Genomic DNA, 14,032 nt, shown 5'->3' with positions numbered 1-14,032 from the left:
CCGGTGGTCCTGCCGCCCGGTGTTCCCGCGCCCGGTGGTCCTGCCGCCCGGTGTTCCCGCGCCCGGTGGTCCTGCCGCCCGGTGTTCCCGCGCCCGGTGGTCCTGCCGCCCGGTGTTCCCGCGCCCGGCGTTCCCGCCACCCGGCCTTCCCGCGCCCGGCGGTCCCACGGTCCGGCCTTCTCGCCGCCCGGCGTTCCCGCGGCCTCATGTCCCAACCCCGAGCCGCCCGCCGCTCACCACCCGCGACTCACCAACCCCCACCTCCCTCCGCCCCGCCGTCCACCCCCTGACTCACCAACCACCCACCTCCCTCCGCCCCACCCCCACCTCACCAACCCGCCACTCGCACCCGCACGACTGGCCACTTCATGCGCCTCAGCGCACGAGATGACCCACTCGTCGACCCAACCGAGGCATCCTGTCGCCGGTGCCTGGCAGTATCGGCCCGGTGAGCGAAGTACTGGACCGGACCGAGCCCGAGGGCAAGCGGCGTCGCGGGCGGATCACCTCCATCGAGGTGCTCTGCGCCCTCCTCGTCGTCGCCGTGCTCGGGCAGGGCTGGCTGCGCGACGTGCTCGACGTGCCCGCCCTGCGGACCGGCTCCACGGTGTTCGTCGCGGTGTGCGTGCAGGCCCTGCCGTTCCTCGTGCTCGGCGTGCTGATCAGCGGGGCAATCGCGGCGTTCGTGCCTGCCCGCGTCCTGCGGCGGGTCATCCCGCGCAACCAGGCGGGCGCCGTGGGCGTCGCGGGGCTCGCCGGGGTCGCCCTGCCCGGCTGCGAGTGCGCGTCCGTCCCGGTGGCGCGCCGCCTCATCGGGCAGGGTGTGGCACCTGCCGCCGCGCTCACCTTCCTGCTCGCCGCGCCGGCCGTGAACCCCGTCGTGCTCGTCGCCACCGCGGTCGCCTTCCCGGGGCAGCCCGAGATGGTGCTCGCCCGGTTCCTCGCCTCCTTCGCGACCGCCGTCGTGATGGGCCTGCTCTGGGCGAAGTGGGGCAAGCTCGACTGGATCGTCCAGCGCGCCCTCGAGCGCCTGCCCGAGGGCGGCAACCGGTGGCGCACCTTCACCGAGACCGCCCGCGCCGACCTGGTCGAGTCGGCCGGGTTCCTGGTGCTCGGCGCCCTCATCGCCGCCGCCATGAACGTCCTCGTGCCCGCGGCGTGGTTCGAGGTCCTGAGCAACCAGATCGTGCTGGGCGTGCTCGTCATGGCCGTCCTCGCGGTGGTGCTCGCCCTGTGCAGCGAGGCCGACGCGTTCGTGGCCGCCTCGCTCACCGCGCTGCCGCTGCTGCCGCGGCTGGTGTTCCTGGTGGTCGGCCCGGCCATCGACGTGAAGCTGTTCGCCCTGCAGGCAGGCACCTTCGGACGGTCTTTCGCGGTACGGTTCGCCCCGGTGACGTTCGTCGTGGCGACCGCCTGCGCGGTGATCGTCGGGGTCCTCGTCCTGGGAGGTGCGAGATGATCCAGCAACAGCCGCGGACCGGCCTCGCCGTCGCGTCGGCCGCGCTCGGCGCCGTCGGGATCGTGATGGCCATGTCGGTGTGGGTCACGTGGGCGTTCGTCCGGCCGCGGGCCGGGGACGCGCTGCCGTCGCCGCTGGCCGTGGTGCTCACGTTGGTGCTCGGCGCGCTGTGGGTCCTGATCCTGGTGCTGGCGGTGCTGGCCGTCCTGTTCGGCGTCCTGGGCCGCGACGCCGCGGGCGGCCTGGCGCGCGCCGGGATCGTGTTCGGGTCGCTCGCCGCGTTGCTCGCGCTGGCCGGCGCCGTCGCGTTCGTGGTGTCCGCGGCCGACTGGCTGACCGTCGTCCCGACACGGTAGGGGAGGAACCAGGTGCGTCGCGAAACGCAGAACATCCTGCTCGTGCTGCTCGGCGGGGCGCTGTTGAAGATCGGCGTCAACGGCGACTACCTGCGTTACGTCAAGCCCGCCCAGCAGCCGTGGGTGGTCGCCGGGGGAGCGGTCATCCTGCTGCTCGGCGCGGTCGCGATCGTGCGGGACGTGCTGGCCGCGCGCCAGGCCAGGACGGTCACCGCGGGCCACGACCACCACCACCCGGCGCGGTCGGCGTGGCTGCTGGTCGTCCCGGTGCTGGCGGTGTTCCTCGTCGCGCCGCCCGCCCTCGGTTCCGACTCGGTCATCCGCACCTCGGCGGGCGCGCCCCGCTCGGCCGTCGCCCAGGACGCCGCCGCCTTCCCGCCGCTCCCGGCCGGCGACGTGGTGCCGCTGACCCTCACCGAGTTCGTGACGCGAGCGGGCTGGGATTCCCGCGGCTCCCTCAATGGCCGGACGGTCCGGCTGAGCGGTTTCGTCGTGCACGGCAAGGAAGGCGTGCTGCTGGCGCGAATGGTGATCCGGTGCTGCGCGGCCGACGCGGCGCCGATGACGGTCCGCCTGACCAGCCCCCAGGCGGCCCGCTACCCCGACGACACGTGGCTGGAGGTGACCGGGCAGGTGGTCCCCGGCACGGCCGTCGCCGCGAACGGCTACACCCCGGACGTCACGGTCATCGCACTCCAGCCGATCCCCGCACCCCAGGACGCCTATGAGTACTAGACGAGTGACGCCGAGCTCGATCAGTGGCCGCGGGCGACCAGGGATCGGGCGGCAGGCCGGTGCAGACCAGGTGCATCGATCTCGGCCCGCCGTCACCGTCTCCCCACACCGCTCAGACCGCGGACCTAGCGTCTAGCCCAGGTCGGGCGGCTCGCCGCCGGTGTGCGCGAACAGCTTGTTCACGATCTTCCAGTTGCCGCCGATGCGCGCCAGCGACAGGTAGTCGAGGAAGGAGACCGTTCCCCAGTAACCTTCCTCGGCCACGGTCACGAACGCCGCGTCGCCGGTCTGCTGCACCGAGAGGATCCGCGAACGGTAGTGCCCGGTGTCCGCCGGTGCGCTCGCGACCATCTCGGCCAGCTCCGAGACCGGAACGTCGTAGCGTTCGCCACCCAAGGAGCCGAACATGCGGGCATCCTCGTGGAAGGACTCCCGCACCTTGTCGGCGTTACCCGTCGCCTCACCGTCCAGGCACAGCTGGACGGCCCGGCAGATCGCGTCGTAGTCGTCGACCGTCGTCGCGGTGGTTTCGCTGATTGCCTGAGCCATGCGTCGTCCTCCTCACCGGTGTCATCAGGAGGCGCAAAGACAAAACGCTACGCCTCGACGGGGCCCGGCACCAGGCCGTGACCCGTCCCCCGGCGGTGTGGCCGGGACCTAACTCCCCAGGCGCTTGGCGCAGTCGGTGCAGGTGCCCACGATCTCGACGGTGTGCCGGATGTCCGAGAAGCCGTTGCCGGAGGCGACCTTCTCCGCCCAGCGCTCCACCGCCGGGCCCTCCACCTCCACCGTGAAGCCGCAGTGGCGGCACACCAGGTGATGGTGGTGGTGCGTCGAGCAGCGGCGGTAGATCGCCTCGCCCGACTCGGTCCGCAGGACGTCGACCTCACCGGCCTCGGACAGCGACTGCAGCGTCCGGTAGACCGTGGTCAGCCCGATGCCGTCACCACGTTTGCGCAGCTCGTCGTGCAGTTCCTGCGCCGACCGGAAGTCGTCGACCTCCGACAGCAGGTCGACCACGGCCGCGCGCTGCTTCGTCGACCGGCGGCCGGGCACCGGGGCCCGGCGAACGTCGCTACTCGTCATGAACCCTCCTGGACGTGGGCCACCGCGTCCATCACGATGTGCGCAAGATGATCGTCCACGAGCCGGTAGACCACCTCACGGCCCCGGCGCTCACCCCGCACCACCCCGGCCGCCTTCAGCACCCGCAGGTGCTGGCTGATCAACGGCTGCGCCACGTCGAGCGCGTCCACCAGCTCGTGCACGCACCGGTCGGCGTCCCGCAGCTGCAGCACGATCGCGATCCGCACCGGAGCCGACAGCGCCCGCAACAGCTCGCCCGCCTCGGACAGCGTCGCCGCGGGCTGGGGCGGCGTGCGTGGCTTCAGCTCGTCGCCGGCGTGGACCTGGTCGGCGTCGTCGGGCAACCCGGGCAGCGCGGCGTCCGGACGAGCCATCGGCATAGCCATCTCCAGCCTCGAGTCGGTCGGTGTCACACCATCCTAGTGGCCAGCCGGTAGTGGTTGCCGTTATCGCCTCCCCGGGGCCCATGTCAAGCCCCGCGCCGGGCCGCGACGACGGCCGGATACGCTGGACGGAACCGATAACCGTCCCCGCATCTGATGGAGAGCGTGGAGTGCCCGCCAACATTGAGACCGTCGTCAGCCTGTGCAAGCGTCGTGGCTTCGTCTTCCCGAGCGGGGAGATCTACGGCGGAACCCGGTCGGCGTGGGACTACGGACCGCTCGGCGTCGAGCTCAAGGAGAACATCAAGCGCCAGTGGTGGCGCACGATGGTCCAGAGCCGTGACGACGTCGTCGGCCTCGACTCCTCCGTGATCCTGCCCCGCCAGGTGTGGGTGGCCTCTGGTCACGTCAACGCCTTCAACGACCCGCTGGTCGAGTGCACCGTCTGTCACCGCCGCTACCGCTCGGACCAGCTGGCCGAGGACTACAGCGCGCGCACCGGCAAGGAGATCTCCGAGGACGACCTGTCCGACGTCCCGTGCCCGAACTGCGGCACCCGCGGCCAGTACACGCCGCCGCGCGAGTTCAACATGATGCTCAAGACCCACCTGGGCCCGGTCGAGTCGGAGGAGGGCCTGGCCTACCTCCGCCCGGAGACCGCGCAGGGCATCTTCGTGAACTTCCTCAACGTGCTGACCACGTCGCGGAAGAAGCCGCCGTTCGGCATCGGCCAGATCGGCAAGTCCTTCCGCAACGAGATCACCCCCGGCAACTTCATCTTCCGCACCCGCGAGTTCGAGCAGATGGAGATGGAGTTCTTCGTCGAGCCGGGCGAGGACGAGCGCTGGCACCAGTACTGGATCGACCTGCGCACCGAGTGGTACACCGACCTCGGCATCAACCGCGACAACCTGCGGCACTACGAGCACCCGAAGGAGAAGCTGTCGCACTACTCGAAGCGCACCGTCGACATCGAGTACCGCTTCGGCTTCTCCGCCGGCCAGGAGTGGGGTGAGCTGGAGGGCATCGCGAACCGCACCGACTTCGACCTCACCACGCACTCCAACCACTCCGGGGTCGACCTGGCCTACTTCGACCAGGCCACCAAGGAGCGCTACCGGCCGTTCGTCATCGAGCCGGCAGCCGGTGTCGGCCGCCCGATGATGGCGTTCCTGCTGGACGCCTACCACGAGGACGAGGTGCCCAACGCCAAGGGCGGCGTCGACAAGCGGACCGTGCTCAAGCTCGACCCGCGGCTCGCGCCGTTCAAGGTCGCGGTGCTGCCGCTGTCCCGCAACGCCGACCTGACGCCGAAGGCGAAGGACCTGGCCGCCGCGCTGCGCCGCAACTGGAACGTCGACTTCGACGACGCCGGCTCCATCGGCAAGCGCTACCGCCGCCAGGAGGAGGTCGGCACCCCGTTCTGCGTCACCGTCGACTTCGACACCCTGGAGGACCAGGCCGTGACGGTGCGGGAGCGCGACAGCATGCAGCAGGAGCGCGTGGCGATCGACAAGGTCGAGGCCTACCTCGCCGCCCGCCTCCCCGGCTGCTGACGGAAAACCCCGGAAAAGCCCTGGTCACCTCGGTGACCAGGGCTTTTTCATGTCGGCGTCGTCAGATCCGCTTGTAGAAGAACGTCGTCGGTTTCAACGCGCCCGCCGGGTCGGCGGCGTAGTCCGGCACCGTGCCCGCCTCGGCCCAGCCCGCCGCGGCGTACAGGCGCGCGGCCGGGCTACCCGTCTCGGTGTCCAGCACCAGCAGCGTGATCCCGGCCGCGCGGGCGCCCCGTTCGGCCTCCGCCAGCAGCGCCCGGCCCAGCCCGCGGCCCCGCGCGTCCCGGTGCACCAGCAGCTTCGCCAGCTCACCGCGGTGCGGCGCGTTGGGCAGCTGCGCCGGCCGGACCTGCACCGTGCCGACCAGCCGTGGGCCGTCCCAGGCCGCCCAGATCAGGACGCGACCCTCGGCCACGTCGCCGGCGAGCCCCTTCCACCAGGCCCCGGCCGACGCGGGGTCGAGCGGGGCCAGAAACCCGACGGACGCGCCGCCGTTCGTGCAGTCCGCGAGCACCTCGCCCAGGGCGGGCACGGCGGCGGCGAAGTCCGCGGTGGACAGTCGCGTGATCACGGCATCACCAGGACCAGCAGGTAGCGGGCCGGTTCCGGGCCGGGACACACGAACCGCGTCGGTCCCCACAGCCGGAACCGCAGGCAGTCGCCGGGTTCGAGCACATGGGTCTCGCCGTCGACCGTCAGCTCCAGGCGCCCGTCGAGCAGCCACAGGTGCTGCTCCAGCCCCGGCACGGACGGCGCGTCGTACCGGATGTCGGCGCCGGGCCGCAGCGTGCCCTCGACGACCTCCGCCCGCAGCGCCGGGTGCGGCGGCGACACCGACCGCCGCACGAACCCGCTGTCCTCGTCGGTCCACACGCTCTGCGCGGACGCCCGCACCACCTGCGCGCCCTCGGCCTCGACCTCGGTGAGCAGGCGCGACATCGGGCGCTCGTAGACGGTGCACAACTTGCCCAGCAGGGACGCGGTCGGGCTGATTTCGCCGCGTTCCACGCGGGACAGCGTCGAGCGGCTGATCCCCGAGCGGTCGGCGAGGTCGTCGAGCGACCAACCGCGTTCGGCCCGCAACTCCGCCAGGCGCGCGGCCAGGCGGTCCTCCATGGTTCTCACATCAGAGACTGTATCCCAAATTTGAGAGGAGAGTACTTTGACGTGGTCGGCCAGTGACGAGGGGGCGTGGGTGGCAAGCGACGAGCCTCGGCCGGGCCTGGTGCCGGGCCCCAGCCGCAGGGCGGGGACTCTGTTCGCCGCGCTCTACGGTGAGCTGACGCCGCGCCCGGACGGGGTTCCGGTCACCGATCGCGACCCCTACATCCAGTTCCACGACCGGGCGCAGGCGATGGGCTGGCTCGACAACCTGTGGGGCATGAACGACGCCGGCCGCGAGCATCCGCTTGCCGCGCCGGGATCTGCGCTGGTCAGCTGGTTCCAGGTGGGAATCGAATCCGTGCCCGGCGACCGGCCCTTACCGGTGCAGCCGTTCCTCCGCTGCGCCGGAGACGTCACGACGCGACTCGGCGAGCTGCGGCTCAATGCGGCACAAGTGCTGCTGCCCGCGAACAGGCTGGACACGTCGGCCCGCGCCGGGCACGCCCGGGCGCCATCGCTGTCCACCGCGGCCTGGTTCGACGACGTGCGGGCCGCGACACCGGTGCTCGTCACCGTGGACAGCGGTCAGAATCCCGTGGTTCCGGTTGTGGCGCAACGAATGCACCGGTGGCTGGTCAGCCTGCCTCAGAACGTCTTCCGGTGCGAGTCCCTGGTCGAGCGGGAACCCGTGCCACCGCCGTTGCCAGACTCGTTCTGGCACGGGCCGCCCCGGCACCGCGTGACGTTCCAGGGCACGTTGGCCGAGTGGTCGCTGGACGCGATCGGCTGGCTCGGCGGCTTCCTCGCCGACCTGGCCGCACGGGAGGGCGCGGCTGTTCCCTTGCTGCTCACCGTGAGCGGCGCGACGGCGATCGGACCCTGACACTTGTCACGGCCGGATCATGACGCTCGGCCTGCGAAGCGGGGCCGCGACGGCGGCACGCTGAGCACATGGACGGAACACAGACCCTGACCCGGGCCGCGGTGCGGCTGACGGGCCTGCGCAAACACTACGGCGAGGTGCGCGCCGTGGACGGTGTCGACCTCACCATCGCGCCCGGCGAGGTCGTCGCGCTGCTCGGCCCGAACGGCGCGGGCAAGTCGACGACCGTCGACATGCTGCTCGGCCTGACCACGCCCGACGCCGGCGAGGTCGCGATCTTCGGCACGACCCCCGCCGAGGCGGTGGCGCGCGGCGCGATCGGCGCCATGCTGCAGGGCGCCGCGCTGCTGGAGGACGCCACCGTCGGCGAGATGGTCGGCATGATCGCGTCGCTGCACCGCAAGCCGATGCCCGTCGCCGAGGCCCTGCGCCGCGCGGGCATCGAGGACCTGGCCAACCGGCGCGGCACCAAGCTCTCCGGCGGTCAGAAGCAGCGCGTGCGGTTCGCCGTCGCCCTGGTCAGCGACCCGGACCTGCTGGTGCTCGACGAGCCGACCGCCGCGATGGACGTCGGCAGCCGCCGCGAGTTCTGGAAGTCCATGCACGCCTACACGAACACCGGCCGCACGGTGTTGTTCGCGACGCATTACCTGGAGGAGGCCGAGGAGTTCGCCGACCGGGTCGTGCTCATGCGCGGCGGGCGGATCGTCGCCGACGGCTCGGTCGCCGAGGTCCGCGCGCTGGCGAGCGGGCGGACGCTGCGGGCCGCCGTGCCGGAGGCCACCCCGGCGGCGGTCGCGGAACTGCCCGGCGTCACCGAGTACGAGGTGCGCGGCGGCCGGATCGCGGTGTCCACTTCGGACTCCGACGCCACCCTGCGGGCGCTGCTCGAACGCTTCCCCGGCGCGCACGACGTCGAGATCACCGCGATCGGGCTGGAAGGCGCCTTCCTGACCCTCACCGCCGACGAGGAGAACCACCGATGAGCCTGAAGTTCCTGACCCTGGAGATCCGCCGCGTGCTGCGCGCCCCGCGGTTCCTCATCTTCACCGTGGCGTTCCCCGTCCTGATGTTCCTGCTCTACGTCGGCATCTTCGCGCGCGGCGACCAGGACGCCGTCGCGCCGCTCATGGTCGGCATGACCTCGTTCGGCGCCATGTCGGCGGCGTTGTTCGTCGGCACCCGGGTGGCGGTCGAGCGCAAGGCCGGCTGGCAACGGCAGCTTCGGCTCACCCCGCTGTCCGGCGCCGGTTACCTGAGCGCGAAGGCCGCGACCGGCTTGACGCTCGCGCTCGCGCCGGTGGTCCTCGTACCGCTGGTCGGCGCGCTGACGCAGGGCGTGTCCCTCGGGGCGGGCAGCTGGCTGCGGGTCACCCTGGGGGTGTGGCTCGCCGCGATCCCGTTCGCCCTGATCGGGCTGCTCATCGGCCAGGTCGGCACGGCCGACTCGGTCCAGCCGATCACGCAGCTGGTCATGCTGCCGATGGCCCTGCTCGGCGGCATCTTCATCCCGGTCGAGGCGATGCCGCACTGGCTGCTGCAGATCTCGCACGTGCTGCCCAGCTACTGGATGGCACAGGTCGGGCGCGGCGCGGTGACCACCGACCTGAGCACGAGCCTCGGGCAGGACGTGCTGTGGCTGGCCGTGTGGACCGCGGCGGTCGGGGTCGCGGTGGTCCGGCGTTACCGTAAGGACTCCGCGCGGGTGTGATGGGGAGAAGCACGGTGGCCGAGGACAGGACGCAGTGGTGGAACGAGCACGCCGCGGGACGGCCCCGCCCGCGGTTCGCGCGCCGCTGGCCGGTCGCCGGGGCCATTTTCTACCTGGCCAGCGCCGTGCCGGTCGGCCAGCGACTCGACCCGCTGCTCGTCGTGCTGCTCGTCGCCTACGGCTTGTGCTACGTGACCTTCCCGTACTTCCTGCTGTCGCACCGGCGGATGCGGGTCCGGCTGCCGTTCGCGGTGCTGATGCTCGTGCTCGGGTGGGCGGTGCTGTTTCAGGGCGCCAGCATCTACATGCTCCTCTACGCCACGCTGGCGATCGCGATGAGCATGCCGGCGGGGTGGGTGCTGGTGTTCGACGGCGCCGCGGTCGCCGGGTGCGGGCTGCTGCTGCTCGTCCACAACGACGTGCGCGGCACGCCGTCGGACATCGGCACGGTCGTCGGCATCACCACGACGATGTTCTTCATGGGACGGCTGGCTCAGACCGTGCGGCGGCTCAGGCGGGCCAACGAGGAGATCGCCGCGCTCGCGGTGAGCGCGGAGCGGGAACGGCTGGCGCGGGACCTGCACGACATCCTCGGCCACAGCCTCACGACCATCGCGGTCAAGGCAGGTCTCGCCCGGCGGCTGATCGAGACCGCGTCCGACGAGGAGCGCGCGGTCACCGAGATCCGCGAGGTCGAGGCGCTGGCGCGCAGCGCGCTGACCGACGTGCGCGCGACGGTGTCGGAGTACCGCGAGGTGTCGCTGTCCGCCGAGCTGGTGGGCGCGCGGGCGGCGCTGCGGGCCGCGGAGATCGACGCGGAACTGCCGAGCGCGGTCGACAACGTGCGGCCGGAGCTGCAGAGCGCCTTCGGGTACGTGCTGCGCGAGGCGGTAACGAACGTGCTGCGGCACTCCGGCGCCAGCCGGGTGAAGGTGCGGCTGGGGCGGAACTGGCTGGAGATCTCCGACAACGGCCGCGGCACCGAACCGGCCGCGGCGGGCAACGGGTTGCGCGGGCTGGCGGAGCGGCTGGCCCAGCTGGGTGGCACGCTGCAGGTCCGGGCGCGGCCCGGGGAGGGGTTCCAGCTGCGGGCCGAGGTGCCCGCGGCGAAGCCGGTGGAGGTTTCGTGATCCGGGTGCTGCTGGCCGACGACCAGGCGATGGTGCGGGGCGCGCTGGCGACCGTGCTCGGGCTGGAGCCGGACATCGAGGTCGTCGGCCAGGTCGGGTCCGGCGACGAGGTGCTCGCCGCGGCGAAGGAGACCGCGCCGGACGTGGCGCTGCTGGACGTCCAGATGCCCGGCACGGACGGCCTGACCGCGGCCGCCGAGCTGCACGCGGCGCTGCCGTCGTGCCGGATCATCGTGTGTACCACGTTCGGCAGGCCCGGTTACCTGGCGCGGGCGATGGCCGCGGGGGCGGCCGGGTTCGTGGTGAAGGACTCGCCGCCGGAACAGCTCGTCGACGCGGTCCGGCGGGTCCACAACGGACTGCGCGTGGTCGACCCCGCGCTGGCCGCGGAATCGCTGGCGACGGGGGCGAGCCCGCTCACCCCGCGCGAGCACGAGGTGCTGCGCGCGGCCAGCGACGGCGGCACGGTGTCGGACGTCGCGCGGCGGCTGCACCTGTCCGAGGGGACCGTGCGCAACCACCTGTCCGCCGCGATCGGCAAGACCGGCGCCCGCACCAGGGCCGAGGCCGTCCGGTTGGCGGAGGAGCGCGGCTGGCTGTGAGGACCCGTCTGGGAGGATGACCGGGATGGGTGAGCGGGTGAGCTGGGTGCGCCGTGCCGTGCTGGGCACGGTGCTGGTGTTGCTGATGGTGGTGGGCGGGACGGCGTTCCGGGTGTGGCAGGTGGCGCGCGAGGACGATCGCACGCACGCCGACGCGATCGTGGTGCTCGGCGCGGCGCAGTACAACGGGAAGCCGTCGCCGATCTTCCAGGCGCGGCTGCGGCACGCGATGGACCTGTACGAGGAGGGGGTCGCCGAGCGGATCGTCACCGCGGGTGGCAACCGGGCCGGTGACGCCTACACCGAGGCCTCGGCGGGGGCGAACTGGCTGGTCGAGCAGGGCGTCCCCCGCGAGGCGACGCTGGCGGTGGGCGAGGGCAGCGACACGCTCGGCAGCCTGCGCGCGGTGGCCGGCGTGTTCGGCGAGCGGGGCTGGCGGACCGCGGTGCTGGTGAGCGACCCGTGGCACTCCCTGCGGGCGCGCACGATGGCCAACGACGCCGGCCTGGAGACCTGGACCTCGCCGACGCACCGCGGGCCGATCGTGCAGACGCGGGAGACGCAGTTCGCCTACATCTACCGCGAGACGGGCGCGCTGCTGTTCTACCGGCTGACCAAGACACCTGCCGACAACATCGGCGGTACTGGGCTGGGCTGAGGTCCGCGCCCGGCGGTCGCACCGGCTCCGGTCGGCTCCAGGGCTGCCTTGATCCTGTTCTCCCGAAGAGCCCGCAGGCGGGCGCGGCGTCCGCGAGTCCCATTCCGGCTCATGTTCCAGTCGCGCCCGCACGAGTGGGCATCTCGTGTGTCCTGGTCAGAACCCTGCCCGCGCACCCCGGAAATGTCGGTGGGTGCCCGTAGAGTTGCGGGGTGTACAGCGAGCACGATCAACAGCGGTGGCTCGACGAAGCGCCGAAGCGGGCGGCGCTTCCCGGGTCGCGGCCGGACGGCCGGAGTGCCTTCGCGCGGGACCGGGCCCGCGTGCTGCACTCCGCGGCGCTGCGCCGGCTGGCGGGCAAGACCCAGGTGGTCGGGCCGGGGGAGGGCGCCGAGGTCAGCGGCGTGCCCCGCACGCGGTTGACGCACTCGCTGGAGGTCGCGCAGATCGGGCGCGGCATCGCCGAGGAGCTGGGGGCCGATCCGGACCTGGTGGACACGGCGGGGCTGGCGCACGACATCGGGCACCCGCCGTTCGGGCACAACGGCGAACGGGCGCTCGACGAGGTGGCGCAGTCGTGCGGCGGCTTCGAGGCCAACGCGCAGACGCTGCGCATCCTCACCCGGCTGGAGCCGAAGGTCGACTCGGCCGGGCTGAACCTGACGCGTGCGTGCCTGGACGCGTCGACGAAGTACCCGTGGCCGCGGCGGGCGGGCACGGCGAAGTTCGGGGTGTACGCCGACGACCGGGAGGTGTTCGACTGGATGCGGGCAGGCGCGCCGGAGGGCCGCACCTGCCTGGAGGCGCAGATCATGGACTGGGCCGACGACGTGGCGTACTCGGTGCACGACGTCGAGGACGGCGTGCTGTCGGGACGGTTGTCGCTGTCGGTGCTGGCCGACCGGGGGGAGCGGGCTGCCGTGGCGGAGCTGGCGGCCAAGCACTTCTCGCGGTTGTCGGTGTCCGCGCTGGAGGGCGCGGCGCGTGACCTGCTGGACCTGCCCGTGGTGGCGGAGCTGGCGCGCCCCGGGGTCGACTCGACGCCGCACGGGCAGATCGCGCTGAAGCGGATGACGAGCGAGCTGGTCGGCCGGTTCGCGTCCGCCGCGGTCACCGGAACGCGCGCCGAGTACGGCGACGGCCCCCTCACCCGCTACGCCGCGAGCCTGGTGATGCCGGAACGCGTGGCGGCCGAGGTGGCGCTGCTGAAGGCGCTCGCGCTGCGCTACGTGATGAGCGACCCCCGGCGGCTCGCCATGCAGGCCGGCCAGCGCGAACTGCTGGCCGAGCTGGTGACGGTCCTGGCCGAGCGCGCGCCGGAGCCCCTGGAGACCGCGTTCCACCCGGCATGGCACGCGGCGCCGGACGACCCCGCGAGGCTCCGCGTGGTCATCGACCAGGTCGCCTCCCTGACGGACGCGCAGGCGCACGCGTGGCACCGCTGGCACACCGGACGCCACTGATGCCCACCCACGAGGCGCGACTGCGCGCCGTCGCGCGCCGGACACTGCCGCCACCCATCGCCGAACGCTGGACCTCGTTGATCCGGCCTGCCGTACGCCTGCGCTCCGCGCGCCGGGGCGACCGGGTGGTCGGCCGGCTAGGCGGCTGCCCCGCCGTGCCGCACGACTTCGAGTGGCCGGTGTGGCCGGGGGAGGGCTCGCTGAGCTTCGTGGCGTCCGTCGACTGCGCGAAGCTGCCGCGCGAGTCGATCGACCTCGCCCTGCCCGCTGACGGCACGCTGTTGTTCTTCTACTTCGACGACACCCTCGGCTACTTCGACCCGGCCTTCCCGCCGCGCCCCGTCGGCGGGCGGGATCCGGAGTCGCTGACCGCGGGTGCGCGAGTCGTCCACGTCCCGGCCGGGGTGTCGACCGCCGAACGGGAACCACCCGCCGACATCGAGCCCTACGACTGGATCCCGCTGGCCGCCGCGCACCGGCTGACCGGCCCGGACTGGTCCCACCCGTCGTTCCGCGCCGCGTGCCGGGACCTGCCGGCGCACGTCCTGTCCTTCTTCGACGACCACGCCAACGGCGACACCTTCATGACCGCCCTGGCCGCGACCGTGCCGAGCCCGGCGCACCAGATCGGCGGCTACGCGTTCCCGATCCAGGACGCCGTCGAACTCGACGTCGCTGCGGCGCACCTGCGCGCCGACGTCGTGCGCGACGAGCAGGCGTGGCCCACGGTGCAGGAGGAAGCCCGGCGCTGGGTCGCGCTCGCCCAGATCGACTCCGACGACGAGACCGGCATGATGTGGGGCGACGCGGGCCGGCTGCACTGGCTGATCCGTCCCGCGGACCTCGCCGCCGGGCGGTTCGACGCGGCGTCGTTCACGTGGCAGTGCGGATGAGTTGTCACCCACC

General features: G+C 72.6%; 17 protein-coding genes. 12 read left to right on the top strand and 5 right to left on the bottom strand.

Annotated elements, in window-relative coordinates; translation table 11 throughout:
- Positions 1–448: 448 nt before the first annotated feature.
- The 3 genes from ABZ193_RS02910 to ABZ193_RS02900 are packed head-to-tail and all read left to right on the top strand — an operon-like array spanning position 449 to position 2,550.
- Complete coding sequence (locus ABZ193_RS02910; protein ID WP_354708646.1) at positions 449–1,459, top strand: permease; 1,011 nt, start codon at positions 449–451, stop codon at positions 1,457–1,459.
- Positions 1,456–1,815, top strand: a complete 360-nt coding sequence (locus ABZ193_RS02905) for a hypothetical protein (protein WP_020416615.1) — start codon at positions 1,456–1,458, stop codon at positions 1,813–1,815. Before ABZ193_RS02910 ends, ABZ193_RS02905 begins: the two co-directional genes overlap by 4 nt.
- Before the next feature lie 12 nt (positions 1,816–1,827).
- On the top strand, positions 1,828–2,550 hold the full coding sequence (locus ABZ193_RS02900) for a TIGR03943 family protein (RefSeq protein ID WP_354708644.1): 723 nt from the start codon (positions 1,828–1,830) through the stop codon (positions 2,548–2,550).
- 132 nt (positions 2,551–2,682) lie between these two features.
- On the opposite strand, the gene ABZ193_RS02895 is transcribed toward ABZ193_RS02900, so the two are convergent.
- From ABZ193_RS02895 to ABZ193_RS02885, 3 genes are all read right to left on the bottom strand, one after another.
- Positions 2,683–3,099 carry a nuclear transport factor 2 family protein gene (locus ABZ193_RS02895; protein WP_237337300.1) on the bottom strand — a complete coding sequence of 139 codons (417 nt, stop codon included), beginning with the start codon at positions 3,097–3,099 and terminating at the stop codon, positions 2,683–2,685.
- A gap of 108 nt (positions 3,100–3,207) precedes the next feature.
- Positions 3,208–3,636, bottom strand: a complete 429-nt coding sequence (locus tag ABZ193_RS02890) for a Fur family transcriptional regulator (protein WP_026152974.1) — start codon at positions 3,634–3,636, stop codon at positions 3,208–3,210.
- A complete protein-coding gene (locus tag ABZ193_RS02885) occupies positions 3,633–4,016 on the bottom strand; it encodes a metalloregulator ArsR/SmtB family transcription factor (protein WP_020416619.1) in 384 nt (127 codons plus the stop codon). Before ABZ193_RS02885 ends, ABZ193_RS02890 begins: the two co-directional genes overlap by 4 nt.
- Positions 4,017–4,189: 173 nt before the next feature.
- Between ABZ193_RS02885 and ABZ193_RS02880 the strand changes: the two genes are divergently transcribed.
- Positions 4,190–5,575 carry a glycine--tRNA ligase gene (locus ABZ193_RS02880; protein ID WP_020416620.1) on the top strand — a complete coding sequence of 462 codons (1,386 nt, stop codon included), beginning with the start codon at positions 4,190–4,192 and terminating at the stop codon, positions 5,573–5,575.
- A 61-nt stretch (positions 5,576–5,636) separates the two neighbouring features.
- Here the strand turns inward: ABZ193_RS02880 and ABZ193_RS02875 are convergent, their stop codons facing one another.
- Both ABZ193_RS02875 and ABZ193_RS02870 read right to left on the bottom strand, forming a co-directional pair.
- Complete coding sequence (locus tag ABZ193_RS02875) at positions 5,637–6,146, bottom strand: GNAT family N-acetyltransferase (RefSeq protein ID WP_354708642.1); 510 nt, start codon at positions 6,144–6,146, stop codon at positions 5,637–5,639.
- Positions 6,143–6,691 (bottom strand): XRE family transcriptional regulator, encoded by a 549-nt coding sequence (locus ABZ193_RS02870; protein WP_354708693.1) that lies wholly within the window; start codon positions 6,689–6,691, stop codon positions 6,143–6,145. Before ABZ193_RS02870 ends, ABZ193_RS02875 begins: the two co-directional genes overlap by 4 nt.
- A 79-nt stretch (positions 6,692–6,770) precedes the next feature.
- Between ABZ193_RS02870 and ABZ193_RS02865 the strand changes: the two genes are divergently transcribed.
- From ABZ193_RS02865 to ABZ193_RS02830, 8 genes are all read left to right on the top strand, one after another.
- Positions 6,771–7,562 carry a hypothetical protein gene (locus ABZ193_RS02865; protein ID WP_354708641.1) on the top strand — a complete coding sequence of 264 codons (792 nt, stop codon included), beginning with the start codon at positions 6,771–6,773 and terminating at the stop codon, positions 7,560–7,562.
- Positions 7,563–7,630: 68 nt separating this feature from the next.
- Entirely contained in the window at positions 7,631–8,548 is a 918-nt protein-coding gene (locus ABZ193_RS02860) for an ABC transporter ATP-binding protein (protein WP_020416624.1), read from the top strand.
- Entirely contained in the window at positions 8,545–9,273 is a 729-nt protein-coding gene (locus tag ABZ193_RS02855) for an ABC transporter permease (protein ID WP_020416625.1), read from the top strand. The genes ABZ193_RS02860 and ABZ193_RS02855 overlap by 4 nt, the downstream gene beginning before the upstream one ends.
- Positions 9,274–9,287: 14 nt before the next feature.
- On the top strand, positions 9,288–10,403 hold the full coding sequence (locus ABZ193_RS02850) for a sensor histidine kinase (protein ID WP_237337297.1): 1,116 nt from the start codon (positions 9,288–9,290) through the stop codon (positions 10,401–10,403).
- Positions 10,400–11,005 carry a response regulator transcription factor gene (locus ABZ193_RS02845; RefSeq protein WP_020416627.1) on the top strand — a complete coding sequence of 202 codons (606 nt, stop codon included), beginning with the start codon at positions 10,400–10,402 and terminating at the stop codon, positions 11,003–11,005. The genes ABZ193_RS02850 and ABZ193_RS02845 overlap by 4 nt, the downstream gene beginning before the upstream one ends.
- Before the next feature lie 25 nt (positions 11,006–11,030).
- On the top strand, positions 11,031–11,663 hold the full coding sequence (locus ABZ193_RS02840; protein WP_237337296.1) for a YdcF family protein: 633 nt from the start codon (positions 11,031–11,033) through the stop codon (positions 11,661–11,663).
- A 212-nt stretch (positions 11,664–11,875) separates the two neighbouring features.
- Positions 11,876–13,126, top strand: a complete 1,251-nt coding sequence (locus ABZ193_RS02835; RefSeq protein ID WP_354708638.1) for a deoxyguanosinetriphosphate triphosphohydrolase — start codon at positions 11,876–11,878, stop codon at positions 13,124–13,126.
- A complete protein-coding gene (locus ABZ193_RS02830) occupies positions 13,126–14,019 on the top strand; it encodes a YwqG family protein (protein ID WP_354708636.1) in 894 nt (297 codons plus the stop codon). The genes ABZ193_RS02835 and ABZ193_RS02830 overlap by 1 nt, the downstream gene beginning before the upstream one ends.
- The last annotated feature ends 13 nt before the right edge of the window (positions 14,020–14,032 follow it).

The sequence above is a fragment of the Amycolatopsis sp. NPDC006125 genome (assembly GCF_040614195.1).
Classification (GTDB): domain Bacteria; phylum Actinomycetota; class Actinomycetes; order Mycobacteriales; family Pseudonocardiaceae; genus Amycolatopsis_E; species Amycolatopsis_E tucumanensis.
This window is presented reverse-complemented; position numbering and strand designations above follow the sequence as displayed.

Coding starts and splice junctions, on each gene's coding strand:
- ABZ193_RS02885 (WP_020416619.1), bottom strand. CDS start 4,016: ATGCCGATGGCTCGTCCGGACGCCGCGCTGCCCGGGTTGCCCGACGAC.
- ABZ193_RS02830 (WP_354708636.1), top strand. CDS start 13,126: ATGCCCACCCACGAGGCGCGACTGCGCGCCGTCGCGCGCCGGACACTG.
- ABZ193_RS02860 (WP_020416624.1), top strand. CDS start 7,631: ATGGACGGAACACAGACCCTGACCCGGGCCGCGGTGCGGCTGACGGGC.
- ABZ193_RS02890 (WP_026152974.1), bottom strand. CDS start 3,636: ATGACGAGTAGCGACGTTCGCCGGGCCCCGGTGCCCGGCCGCCGGTCG.
- ABZ193_RS02870 (WP_354708693.1), bottom strand. CDS start 6,691: ATGGAGGACCGCCTGGCCGCGCGCCTGGCGGAGTTGCGGGCCGAACGC.
- ABZ193_RS02905 (WP_020416615.1), top strand. CDS start 1,456: ATGATCCAGCAACAGCCGCGGACCGGCCTCGCCGTCGCGTCGGCCGCG.
- ABZ193_RS02840 (WP_237337296.1), top strand. CDS start 11,031: ATGGGTGAGCGGGTGAGCTGGGTGCGCCGTGCCGTGCTGGGCACGGTG.
- ABZ193_RS02895 (WP_237337300.1), bottom strand. CDS start 3,099: ATGGCTCAGGCAATCAGCGAAACCACCGCGACGACGGTCGACGACTAC.
- ABZ193_RS02855 (WP_020416625.1), top strand. CDS start 8,545: ATGAGCCTGAAGTTCCTGACCCTGGAGATCCGCCGCGTGCTGCGCGCC.